We start from the raw sequence: 12,181 nt of genomic DNA, 5'->3' as shown, positions 1-12,181 counted from the left end.
GTGGCTAAAACAAGGGACAAGGAATACAGGACAAATAAGGGAAAAACAGCAACCAGCGTCAATCCTGCAGGACGACCGCCGGATACGTCCGCGGCTCCGGTCTCGAAACTTGAAGATCGTGCACGCAAGGGAAAATAGCAAATGAACGGGTCATAAAAACCGCGATGAACTGATTTCCATCGCGGTTTTTTTATCGGCCCTCTTTCAAATGAGCGCCGGAACGGAATCCCCGTCTTCACTCTGAATATACAAATAGGGATGTTTACTCACACGAATCAGCAGTCTTTCGTTAAAGATAAGCGATCATTCAAAAAAAGATTGCTGCCCCGGGCAGCCAATGATTGACATGCAGATGTGCTGAAAATAAAAGCCCCTTACTGCACCAAACTTAGGAAGCCGAACCCGATGAACGGTTGCCCCGGATCAGAGTCGGGCGATCAAACTGAATTTGAACAGTCGCGCCGAATCAGGCCTAGGTCGCTCCGAATCGGGCTAGACTCGCTCCGAATTGCCAGAAAGTCGCGCCGAATTTCCGAAAACTCGCTCCCAATCGCCGGAAACTTGCTCTGAAGCTGGACGATCGAGCCGCAGCGCCGGGAAGCTTGGTTTATCAATCGTCTGGAACAGTTTATCAGTCGTGGCGCTTGGTTTATCGGCCGTCGGAGGCAGCTTCTCAGTAAGGGACTGTCCGGCAATCAACTCTGCTTGCAAATAGGAGTACGCCTAATCAAGTGCTTCAAGCAGCAGATCGGCAATGTGCACGGCCCGGACCGAACCTGTTTTATTTGCACGTTCAATCCCCAGCTTCATTTCAAGCAGGCAGCCCGGATTTGCCGTGACAATCGTCCGTGCGTGTGTTTTTTCAACCTTTTCCATTTTATGGTCGAGAATCTGCATCGCCATGTCCGGTTCCACAATATTGTAGATACCGGCTGAACCGCAGCATGTATTCGCGCCTTCCATTTCTTCATAGTGCACACCTTCGATCGCCTTCAGAAGCGCGCGCGGTTCTTCGAACGTCTGCATTACGTTGCGCAGGTGGCAGGAATCCTGATACGTGACCGTCTGCTCAGGCAGATGAAGCCTGTTCTTTTTCAGAAAATCCAGATCCATGAGAACCGCAGAAATATCTTTGAGCTTGGAAACAAAACGCTTCGCCCGATCGGCCCACTCAGGCTCGTCCTTTAAAAGGTGATCGTATTCAATCAAAAAGGCGCCGCAGCCGCCGGCATTGGTAACAATGTAATCTGCCTCTTCTTTCTCAAATGCCTCAATATTCTGCTTGGCCATCTGTTTGGCCCTCTCCAGCTCCCCGCCGTGCCCGTGAAGCGCACCGCAGCACAACTGATTTTCGGGAATCACCACGTCGCAGCCCGCTTTCTGAAGCAGCCGGATCGTTGCATTATTTGTAGAAAAGAACATGGTGTCCATCAGACAGCCGGCAAACAGCGCCGCCGTCGCTTTTTTTTCTCCTTCATGTTCAAAGAAACGCGGGCGCCGTTTTATTTCCCTGCGCTTCGGCACTTCCGGCAGCACTTTCTCCATCGTCGCCATGCTGGAAGGAAAGAGTTCCATAAATCCGATCTTGCGGGCCGCTTTGGACAGGCCGCTCCGCTGGTAAAATCCGAGCAGACTGGTCGCCTTCTCCATTCTGTTCTGATGCGGGAACAGTTCTTCAAAAATTCCTTTTCTCAGCATTTTCACCGGTAGCGACTGTTTCTTGTTCGCCTGGATGATACTGCGGGCATCCTCCAGCAGGCGGCCGTATTTTACTCCGGACGGGCAAACCGGTTCACAGGCCCTGCATCCGAGACAAAGATCGAGTGAATGCGCCATGTCGTCGTCCGGTTCAATAATCCCGTCGGCAACGCCCTTCATCAGTGCGATCCGGCCGCGCGGCGAATATTTTTCCTGCCGGCCGGTTTCGATGTAGGTCGGACATGACGGCAGACAAAAACCACAGCGCATACAGTTGAGCAATTCATCATAATCCATCTTTTCTTTGAATTCTTTCTGGATTTTCTTTTTCACCGATGCCGTCATCATTTTGCCGCCGCCATCCTTTCTTTCGATTCTTCCGCAAACACTTTGCCGGGGTTCATAATGTTTTTCGGATCAATCGCCTGCTTGATTCCGCGCATCACTTCAAGCCCCGCTTCCCCGATCTTCCACTTCAGATAGGGCGCTTTCGTCATGCCGATCCCGTGTTCTCCGGTAAGCGTGCCGCCCAGCTCAATCGCCTTCTCGAATATTTCGGCGAAAGCCGACTCGACACGCTGCATCTCCTCTTTGTTCCGTGAATCGGTCAGACAGGTCGGATGGAGATTGCCGTCGCCCGCGTGCCCGAATGTCGAGATCCGTACTTTGTATTTTTCAGCAATTTCCGCAATTGCCCGGACCATCGTTGCGATTTCCGAACGAGGCACCGTGGCGTCTTCCAGAATCGTTGTCGGTTTCAGCCTGGCGAGCGCGCTCAATGCCGACCTTCTCGCCGTCGCCAGTTTTTCCGCCTGTTCTGCGGAAGCGGCAAGCTGAACATCCACGGCCTGCTCGCTGCGGCAGATCTCCGCAATTTTCTTAATGTCCCGGTCGACGATCTCCTGCGGGCCGTCCTGGACGATCAGCAAAATGGCTTTAACATCGGTCGGCAGTCCGATGTGGGCAAAATCTTCGACTGCCCGTAAAGTATCCTGATCGAGAAACTCCAGTGTGACCGGTATCATCTTGTTGGCAATAATCTTGGAAACCGAGCGGCCGGCCGCCTCGATATCCTGGTACAGCGCAAGAATAGTCTTCTGCGATTCCGGTTTGGGGATGAGTTTCAGCGTGGCTTCCGTGATTACGCCCAGCGTCCCCTCCGATCCGATAAAAAGGCGCGTCAGATCATACCCCGCAACGTCTTTGGTCAGCTTTCCCCCCGTGCGGATCAGCTCCCCGTTCGGCAGGGCAACCTGAAGCGCCATGACGTAATCGCGCGTCACGCCGTATTTCAATCCGCGCAGGCCGCCCGAATTTTCACTGATGTTTCCGCCGATTGTCGATACTTTCATGGAACTCGGATCCGGCGGATAGAACAGCCCTTCTTTCTCGACCCTATCGCAGATGGTTTTTGTGATCACGCCCGGCTCTACCGTCACCGCCAGATTTTCTTTATCCAATTCCAATATTTTGTTCATACGTTTAGACAGCAGAACAACCCCGCCTTTGACGGGGCAAGTATCCGCGCATAGATTGGATCCTGATCCTCTTGAATAGACAGGTGTTTCCGTCTCGCTGCACATTTTTAGAACCGCAGCGGTTTCTTCGGCGTTACCGGGTGCGACCACCAGGTCCGGAAGCGACTGATAATTCGGCGTCGCGTCATAGGAATAGACCAGCCTGCCGGTTGTTGTATCGTCGACATTTTCCGTTCCGACAATATCGGCGAGCCCTTCTTTAAGTTTGTTCAGCTTCTTCTGGAATTTTCTTGAAGACATGCTCTCTCCTCCGTTTCTTTACCGTAAAGCTTGTATCCGTCAAATCTTGTTTAATCTATGAATTTTTCATGGCGATATTGTGATTGTTTAGTATTATTATAATTTAATAATCCTGTTTTTTCTATGTGTAAATCGCTAAAAGTAACGCTTTCATTCATGGCATTATTGTCTGATCATCCAAAAAAGTCAGAGCAAGAAAAAGGACGACACGGCTGCGCATATCTTTTGTATCAAGCCCCGTTTCCAGCTGCAGCTTTTTCAAACGATAATGCAGGGTATTGATGTGAATATGCATGACAGCGCTGGTTTCTTTGAATGAAAATCTGTGAGCGAACAGATTTCTCAATGTATCGAGCAGTTCCCGGTCCGACAGTATTTGACCGATCACCCGTTCGGTAAACAGCTGCTTTGTTTCTTTATCCAGGCCGTCGCTGATCATTTCCAGCGTCAGATCTTTGTCATAGATGATCGGCTGCAGTTTACCGGTGACGTTCAGGGCGCGTTTCGCCTGATGGAAGGAATACTTCAGCTTTTTCGCGGGGAGAGCCGAACCGACGCCGATCGTCGGCTGTTTTCCTATCCGCTTTTTAATACGGGACGCCCATTCTTCGATCTGACCCGGCAGATCGCGCCGGCGGTCGGATACGTCGATCAGCAGCAGCAAATGATCGTTCCCCCAGCGAACAAAGATATCGTCCTTATTCGGGCTAAGAAGTTCCCGCAGTACGGCACCGGGCCGGCCGTCTTTCTTTCCGGCCGGCCGGAGGATGCGCACGAATACAACCTGGCGGTCACAGCGGAGATTGATATTCAGTATCTTTGACAGGCTGATAAATGAATCATCCCATTCACGATTGTTCAGCCAGTCAAATACAAATTGTTCAAGCATCCGCTCATGAAAATCCTGTTGTTCCTGATAGTAGCTTTCCTGAATGAGCAGTTCTGTCATTTTCTGCAGAAGATGCCCGTAATGAGCGGCCTTTTCCGGTTCTCCGGTGATGCCGATCACACCGACAACGGCATCCCGGAAAAAAATCGGCAGATTGATGCCGGCCCGGACGCCCTGCCACTGTCCGGCCGTCGCTTGTGTAATAGTCAGCGTTTCCCTTCTGACAATCGCCCGGCGTGCCCCTTCATGAAGCTGCCCCAGCCGTTCCCCGTCGGTGCTTGCAATAATAATGCCGTTCCGATCCGCAATAATGATGCTTTCCTCGGTAAGCAGCCGGACTTCCCCGACGATTTTTTGTGCAAGCTGAGCATCCAGCATCGTCAACCTTGTCCCCCTCCGATTTCTCCTTCTATTATTATATATAGGATAAAACATTTTCCTCCGAATAGAGAGTGCTTTCGGCAAAAAAACAGAGAATAATAGATCAGCGGCGGTTTTTTTACATTAAAAAACGTCTCTCTTGTATGCACGCACGGCATACAAAATAGAGACGTTTTTCCAGCGTGATTTTCCGATTCCGCTATCTTTGCAGCAGTTTATTTAACCACATCATAACCTTGGTCTTCTACAGCGTCTTTCATCTGTTCAAAGCTTACTTTTTTCTCGTCATAACTGACATCCACTTTGCCGGCTGCCAGATCGACAGAAACGGCAGAAACGCCGTCCAATCCATTCAATGCACCCGAAACGGCCATTTTGCAATGGTCGCAGCTCATGCCTTCGACTTCAAGAGTCCTTTCCGCCACCTGTTATCACCTCCTTCCGAACCGCAACGAATCAATGTATCGGATCAGATGCGCATGCGTTTCAATCTCAGACTGTTTGAAACGACCGAGACGGAACTGAAGGCCATCGCTGCTCCGGCTACCCACGGAGCAAGCAGGCCGAGGGCCGCGACGGGAATGCCGATCGCATTGTAGAACAAGGCCCAAAACAGGTTCTGGCGTATGTTCTGCATTGTTTTCCGGCTCAGATCCAGCGCCTTGGCTACATGCTTCAGATCGCCGCCGACCAGCGTTATGTCGGCAGCCTCAATCGCCACATCGGTTCCTGTGCCGATCGCCATGCCGATATCGGCCACAGCCAGGGCGGGAGCGTCGTTGATGCCGTCGCCGACCATGGCCACATTCAGCCCCTGTTTCTGGAGTTCTTTAACTTTTTCCGCCTTTTCTTCAGGAAGAACTTCGGCAATGACATGGCTGATCCCCGCCTTTCGGGCGATCGCCTCCGCCGTTTGCCTGTTATCACCCGTGATCATGTAGACGCCGAGGCCCCGTGCCTTCAGATCGGCAATAGCCTGTCTCGATGAATCCTTGATCGTATCGGCCACGGCAATAATCAGCTGCAGCCGGCCGTCTGCCGCGGCAAACATGACCGTCTTTCCATCGGATTCGAGTCTCCGCGCCTCTTCCGAAGCCATGCGGATATCAGTCTTTTGCTGGCCCATCAATCGCCGGGTGCCGACAGCCAGCTTATGGCCGGCAACTTCGGCGGTAATACCGTACCCGGCGTGCGCCTCAAAATTTTCGGGTGCGGGGAAGGTATAGATGCCCTGATCCTCACCATAAGAAACGATTGCCCGGGCAAGCGGATGCTCGCTGGCGTTTTCCGCCGCCATGACCAGTATCAGCAGCTCGTGCCGATCCATCTCGCCGAAAGGAATGAGATCCGTGACTTCAGGTTTTCCGTTTGTAATCGTTCCGGTCTTGTCAAACATGATTGCCTGAAGATTCTGAGTGGCCTCAAGGTATTCGCCGCCCTTGAAAAGAATACCCTTCTCGGCCCCCTTGCCGGTTCCGACCATGATTGACGTCGGCGTTGCCAGGCCGAGTGCGCACGGGCAGGCAATGACAAGCACGCTGATTGCGGCCGTCAGCGCGGGCGCCAGTTCGCCGGGATAAATAGCCGATATCCAGACGACAAAGACCAGCACTGAAATGGCGATCACAATCGGGACGAAAATGCCCGAGATACTGTCGGCAAGCCGCTGAATCGGCGCTTTCGATCCCTGCGCTTCTTCGACGATCCTGACGATTCCCGCCAGAGCCGTATCCTTGCCGACCCTTTCCGCCTTCATGGTCAATAGGCCATGAGCATTGACGGTGGCGCCGATCACTCTGTCGCCCTCATTTTTTTCTACCGGCAAAGATTCGCCGGTAATCATCGATTCATCCACTGAAGAATGTCCGTCGACGACGATTCCGTCAACGGGAATCTTCTCGCCTGGACGGACCCGGAGCCAATCGCCGCATCTGACTTCATCGACAGATACTTTCCGTTCACGGCCGTTTTCAATCACGGTCGCTTCTTTCGCCTGAAGTTTCATCAAATCGGTGATTGCCGTTGTCGTCTGTTTTTTCGCCAGGGCTTCAAGGTACTTTCCAAGTAAAACAAGCGTAATCAGAATCGCGCTTGTTTCAAAATAGAGAGCGGGATTTTTGACGCCGGCAAGCTGATAGCGGAAAGTCCCGACCACACTGTAAAGGTAGGCCGCACTCGTCCCGAGCGCCACGAGCACATCCATATTGGCGCTTTTATTGAGCAGTGCCCGCGCTCCCCCGCTGTAAAACTGCCAGCCGATATAAAACTGAACGATGCTTGCAAGCAGGAACTGGAACCATGGATTCATCAGCAGCGCCGGCATCGGCATGCCCGTTTGAAAGGGAAGATGCCCGATCATCGTATATAGAAGCGGAAGCGAGAGCAGTGCCGACAGAATCAGCTTGTTCCTTTTCCCAACTAGTTCTTTATTTTTTTCACTGTTTCCCGTATCGTGAAGGGGAACGGCCTCGTAGCCGAGTTTTTTCACTTTATCATATATTGAATCCGGTTCCACAATTCCGGGCTGATAGATAATCGTGCCGGTTTCTGTCGCCAGATTCACCCGGGCGGAAGAGATGCCGGCAATCCGATTCAATCCTTTTTCAATCCGTGCGGCACATGACGCACAGGTCATGCCGTGAATCGCAACATCGAGACGCTTCTCGAGGACGCCGTAACCGAGTTTCCGAATTTTTTCAGCGATATCCTCCGGTTTTGCCTGATCCTCATCCAGAGTGACCTGCGCGTTCTCAAGCGCCAGATTGACATTTGCCGTCACTCCGTCCATCCTATTCAGCACTTTCTCAATTCTATTGGAACAGGATGCGCAGGTCATGCCTGTGATGCCGATCTGCATTTCTTTTTTCTTAGTCACATACACCCCCCCGATCCTCTATATTTAAAAAAGTTTCAGGACTTTTAACAGTTCATTGACCTGATCGGTCCCCCGGCCTTCTTCTATGGCCCGGGAAACGCACGTCCTTGTATGCCGCTCAAGCACGGAATAGCCGATTTTTTTCAGAGCAGCCTCAACGGCGGACAGTTGGATCAGAATATCGACACAATAACGGTCTTCTTCAATCATCTTCTGCAGCCCGCGAACCTGGCCTTCCACGCGCTTCAGCCGGTTGATAATCTTTTGCTTCTCTTCGGCTGTCCGCGGTTCAACGGGCGATTTTCCCGGCTGCATGCCGAGTTCAGTATGGGAGCAGCGGCAGTCTTCATCCTGATTCATCGCTTTTCCCTCCTTTGTATATTTATTATACCCCTGCAGGGTATCTATATCAAGCCGGATCCTCCGCCGCATCCGTCTGAACAGACGAAAGAGCGCCCGTTCTTTTTGAAAGCCCGCCCTCAGCAGGCAAAGATCATCGTCCGGCGCCGGCCGAAAAGATCCGAATAAACACCGATTATAGGCCTATATTGATTTTTTGGGTTTTAACGATAATTGTCAACCGCCGACCGGCAATTTTTGGGGCGCTGCCGCCGATTCTCAGTCGTTTATTACCGTTTCTCGGTCGATTACCGTCGATTTGCGAACTTTTACGGATCGATCGTTCAGAGCCGAAGATCGCTCCGGAATACAAAAAAAGTCCGCAAGAATCACTTTCCCTGCGAACGTTGTCTTATTCTGTTCCGCCGGATCGTTGTCCGTTTCACCGGAACCGGCCGATTTCTCTAATCTTCTGCCCGTTATTTTGCAAAGACAGATCCTGATCCTTTTTTTTACCTGAAATACCCGGCTCTGTCATCTCATAAGGGTTCAGCATTGCATTCAATTCTTCTTCCGAGAGCAGACCGCTTTGAGAGCAGATTTCACGGACCGGTCTTCCTTTCAGAATTGCTTCACGGGCAAGCCGGGAAGCCGCTTCATAACCGATATGCGGACTGAGCGCCGTGATGACCCCCACACTGTTCTCAACGTAGGCTTTCAGACGTTCTTTATTCGCTTCAATCCCGTTCAGGCAATAATTTGTAAATGAAAGAAAGGCATGATCCATAATCGTCAGCGATTGCAGCAGATTGAACACCAGGACCGGTTCCATGACGTTTAATTCCAGCTGCCCGGCTTCGGCGGCCATCGAAATGGTCAGATCGTTGCCGGCTACCTGAAATGCAACCTGATTGATCACTTCGGCAATGACCGGATTGACTTTTCCGGGCATGATCGAGGAGCCCGGCTGGCGGGCGGGCAAGATAATCTCACCGAAACCTGCCCGCGGTCCCGAAGCCATCAGGCGTAAATCGTTGGCTATTTTTGACAGGCTGATCATGCATATCTTCAGCGCCGCCGAGACTTCGGTGTAAACATCTGTATTCTGTGTGGCGTCGACAGGATCCTCGGCTCTTCTTAAAGGCAGGCCGCTGATCTCCGCCAGACGGACCACGACGTGTTCCCTGTACTTCCGATCGGCGTTCAGACCCGTTCCGACCGCTGTCCCGCCTATATTCACCTGATAGAGGCCGTCGGCCAGACCCCTGATCCGTCCGATATCCCGGCCTATGGCCCGGGCATAGGCTTCGAATTCCTGACCGAGCCGGATCGGTACGGCATCCTGCAGATGGGTGCGGCCAAGTTTAATAATCGAGTCAAAGGCCCGCGCTTTTTTAAGAACCGCCTCATGCATCTGCTGCATCGTCTGCAGCAGACGCTTCAGCAGCCGCAGCGAGGCAATATGGGTGGCTGTGGGAAAGACGTCGTTTGTTGATTGGGACATATTGACATGGCTGTTCGGACTGATTACGGCATATTCGCCCTTTGCTTTTCCGATTAATTCAAGGGCCCGGTTTGCAATGACCTCGTTCGCATTCATGTTGATCGACGTTCCCGCCCCGCCCTGAATCGGGTCCACGATAAACTGATCATGCCAGCTGCCGTTAATGATTTCTTCCGCGGCCTGTGCAATAGCCCGGCCAATTTCCGGATTCAGGAGTCCGGCATCCATGTTCGCAAGAGCCGCCGCTTTTTTTACGACAGCCAGAGCTTTAATCAGTTCATCTTGTATTCGATATCCGGTGATTGCGAAATTCTCGGCAGCGCGCAGTGTCTGAATGCCGTAATAGGCATCGGCCGGCACTTCCCGTGCGCCGAGAAAATCGCGCTCCGTCCGCACATTGATCGTTGGCATGGCACTCTTTCCCTTATATAAATTTTATATCAAGTTACATAAAATAGCTTCATCTATCTTCATCAGCAATATACGCGCTCAATATCGCTTCAGTGATTCCCATACGGAAAAAGCGGCAATTTCTCCACGGCTGTTCGGTAAAAAGACAGATCAGGCAAAACAAATACTTCATTATTAAAGTCAAAAGACTTTTAACGGAAGCCAATCCGAAAAAAGGAAGGGGAGGCCCTGTTCCGATGTTACTGAAGAACGAGCGGTGCCCGCTATGCCTATTTAAAAATAAAGGAAGCCGCGACGAAGAGGACAAGAGCAATTCCCGCGGCAATAGTTGTCGGAATCAGCTTCCACCTGCAATAGTCCATGACATCCATATCCATCATGGTGCACAGAGTCACACTGTTGTCACTGAGCGGAGAACAGGTGGCACCGTAAGTCCCGCTTGCAAAGACGGCGCCGATCACCAGAAAAAGATTGGCGCCGGACTGATGGGCCAGTGTGATTCCGAGCGGCATTAAGAGGCCCCATGTTCCCCAGGAAGAGCCAATGAAATAAGAGAGAAAGGCACCGAGGATAAACAGGATCGGAGCGACAAAATGAGGCGGAATCCACCCGCCGACAGAGCCGGTTATATACTGTGAAAAACCTAAATCCGTGGAAACGTCGGAAACACCCCAGATAAGTGTCAGAAGGACAATGACGGACATCAGCTGGTTGCCCCCGTTTATGAAGCGGGTAACCACTTTGGCAGTCGGGAATTTTTGCAGCATGACGAGAACGATTGTCACGATCAGCGTGATCAGCACAGACTCAAGCATGACATCCAGTTCGTCCACTTTCAGGAAGGCATCTACAAATGAATGGGCATGATAATGACCGTTCCACCAGCTCAGAAAAAGTGTCAGAGAAATTAAAAGCAGGATCGGGACCAGCAGATTATACGGCCGCGACGGCTCATTCTCCTCTTCGCCATTCCGATTCCCCGAATCGCTTAGCGCGGAGCGATCGGCCGCGTCCAAATGGCGGGCGTATTCTTCACGATACAATCGCGAATAAGGATTGCCGGTTCCCGGCGGTTTCGGATCAGGCGTATTTAATGAGCGATCGGCTGTTTCCCTCTTTCCGGTTTGACTAATACCGTGCATGGCTTCCGCCGTCGGATCTAACGGTAATGAAGAATCGGACATTTCAGCCTGCCCCGACGCCGGACTGATCCGTTCTGTTTCTGTTTTATTGTATTCATTCGACTGCAAAGCCGTCTGTGCCGTTTTCGGATGACGCCGAGCGGAAAATGCATCTGATTCCGATGCCGCGTCCAAACGCAAATTATCGGCATAGGACTGCACACCGTCTGATTTTTTCCGATTTTGACCGGCCCCGGCGCCCTTTTTATTTTCAGGCTGTGTAAAAAAAGTGTAGTAAAGCCCGACCAGTATGATCGCAAAAGAAAAGAAGTTAAAGGGAATGCTCTTGATATAGACCGTATAGGGCTGTCCGCCGATTCCGTTTTGTTTGAATGAGGTATTGATTAAACTGACCATGTAGCCGACAAAAGCCGTTGCAACCGGGACCAGGGCCACAACGGGGTTCGAGGTCACATCGATGATATAGGCGGCACTTCGCCTGGACATTTTCAGCTTTTCCTGAAGGGCCTTAATAATGGGGGCCACGGTGACAATCCGGAAGTCGGGATCGCTGAAAGTTCCGAGTGTAGAGATCCATATAAGCGCCATGGCGCCTTTTTTCGTTTTAATTTTTTTTGTAACCCAGTCAACAAAGCCCTTAATTCCGCCGGCCATTTTAACGACGCTGAGAAGCCCCGAGAAACCGTACAGGAATAAAATGATTTTCATATTGTTGGGCTTGACAGCGGCCAGGAAGACGTAATCAAGAAATTTATGAATGCCTCCGAAAAGCGTCGGTTCGATGATATAACTGCCGACCAGCAAAGCCACAAATAAACCCGGCTGGACCTGACGTGTAAAAATCGATATCGGAATCACTAAAAAGAACGGGATGAGCGATAACCAGGAGGGATGCATACAGGCCACCTTCCGCAAATAAGATTCTTTAAATAAGTCTGCCATTAAAAATGCGGAATTATGCAATACAGCGGTTCTCCGCCAGTCCTCTCCCATTCTCGGCATCCCTCTGACTAAAAACAAAATAAATGCCCCATCGTCGAAAAATCGATGATGGGACGGCCTTATCAGGCTTTACGATTCATTGACCTCGCTCCCCGGTTTGCAGGTCTTGCTTTCCGGCTCATACACTCCGCCATTCCCTGCGGCCGAAGATTCTCTCGGTTC

Annotated in this window: 9 protein-coding genes; 1 reads left to right on the top strand and 8 read right to left on the bottom strand. The window is 51.4% G+C overall.

Features of this window, described 5'->3' with window-relative positions:
• Entirely contained in the window at positions 1 to 138 is a 138-nt protein-coding gene (locus tag OYT88_RS13025; protein ID WP_274400599.1) for a small, acid-soluble spore protein L, read from the top strand.
• 585 nt (positions 139 to 723) lie between these two features.
• On the opposite strand, the gene OYT88_RS13020 is transcribed toward OYT88_RS13025, so the two are convergent.
• From OYT88_RS13020 to OYT88_RS12985, 8 genes are all read right to left on the bottom strand, one after another.
• Positions 724 to 2,046 carry a (Fe-S)-binding protein gene (locus OYT88_RS13020; RefSeq protein WP_274400598.1) on the bottom strand — a complete coding sequence of 441 codons (1,323 nt, stop codon included), beginning with the start codon at positions 2,044 to 2,046 and terminating at the stop codon, positions 724 to 726.
• The gene (glcD, locus tag OYT88_RS13015) at positions 2,043 to 3,476 is read right to left on the bottom strand and encodes a glycolate oxidase subunit GlcD (RefSeq protein ID WP_274400597.1); all 1,434 of its coding nucleotides are present in this window, start codon (positions 3,474 to 3,476) and stop codon (positions 2,043 to 2,045) included. The genes OYT88_RS13020 and glcD overlap by 4 nt, the downstream gene beginning before the upstream one ends.
• Before the next feature lie 154 nt (positions 3,477 to 3,630).
• Positions 3,631 to 4,743 (bottom strand): CdaR family transcriptional regulator, encoded by a 1,113-nt coding sequence (locus OYT88_RS13010; protein ID WP_274400685.1) that lies wholly within the window; start codon positions 4,741 to 4,743, stop codon positions 3,631 to 3,633.
• Positions 4,744 to 4,961: 218 nt separating this feature from the next.
• A complete protein-coding gene (gene copZ, locus OYT88_RS13005) occupies positions 4,962 to 5,171 on the bottom strand; it encodes a copper chaperone CopZ (RefSeq protein ID WP_274400596.1) in 210 nt (69 codons plus the stop codon).
• Between the two features lie 44 nt (positions 5,172 to 5,215).
• Positions 5,216 to 7,621, bottom strand: coding sequence for a heavy metal translocating P-type ATPase (locus OYT88_RS13000; protein ID WP_527194297.1), 2,406 nt, complete (start codon positions 7,619 to 7,621; stop codon positions 5,216 to 5,218).
• Positions 7,622 to 7,645: 24 nt separating this feature from the next.
• A complete protein-coding gene (locus tag OYT88_RS12995; protein ID WP_274400595.1) occupies positions 7,646 to 7,981 on the bottom strand; it encodes a metal-sensitive transcriptional regulator in 336 nt (111 codons plus the stop codon).
• Positions 7,982 to 8,402: 421 nt separating this feature from the next.
• Positions 8,403 to 9,875, bottom strand: a complete 1,473-nt coding sequence (aspA, locus tag OYT88_RS12990) for an aspartate ammonia-lyase (RefSeq protein WP_274400594.1) — start codon at positions 9,873 to 9,875, stop codon at positions 8,403 to 8,405.
• Positions 9,876 to 10,144: 269 nt separating this feature from the next.
• Positions 10,145 to 11,914: a Na+/H+ antiporter NhaC family protein gene (locus OYT88_RS12985; RefSeq protein ID WP_274400592.1), complete on the bottom strand. Its 1,770-nt coding sequence runs from the start codon at positions 11,912 to 11,914 to the stop codon at positions 10,145 to 10,147.
• Between the last annotated feature and the right edge of the window lie 267 nt (positions 11,915 to 12,181).

Source organism: Sporolactobacillus sp. CQH2019, assembly GCF_028765345.1.
Classification (GTDB): domain Bacteria; phylum Bacillota; class Bacilli; order Bacillales; family Sporolactobacillaceae; genus Sporolactobacillus.
Note: the sequence above shows the minus strand (reverse complement) of the source record. Positions and strands in the feature narration are given on the sequence as shown.

Bases quoted from the DNA above. Each gene is read 5' to 3' on its own strand.
- OYT88_RS13020 (WP_274400598.1), bottom strand. From the start codon at position 2,046: ATGATGACGGCATCGGTGAAAAAGAAAATCCAGAAAGAATTCAAAGAA.
- glcD (WP_274400597.1), bottom strand. From the start codon at position 3,476: ATGTCTTCAAGAAAATTCCAGAAGAAGCTGAACAAACTTAAAGAAGGG.
- OYT88_RS13010 (WP_274400685.1), bottom strand. From the start codon at position 4,743: ATGCTGGATGCTCAGCTTGCACAAAAAATCGTCGGGGAAGTCCGGCTG.
- OYT88_RS12995 (WP_274400595.1), bottom strand. From the start codon at position 7,981: ATGAATCAGGATGAAGACTGCCGCTGCTCCCATACTGAACTCGGCATG.
- aspA (WP_274400594.1), bottom strand. From the start codon at position 9,875: ATGCCAACGATCAATGTGCGGACGGAGCGCGATTTTCTCGGCGCACGG.
- OYT88_RS12985 (WP_274400592.1), bottom strand. From the start codon at position 11,914: ATGCATCCCTCCTGGTTATCGCTCATCCCGTTCTTTTTAGTGATTCCG.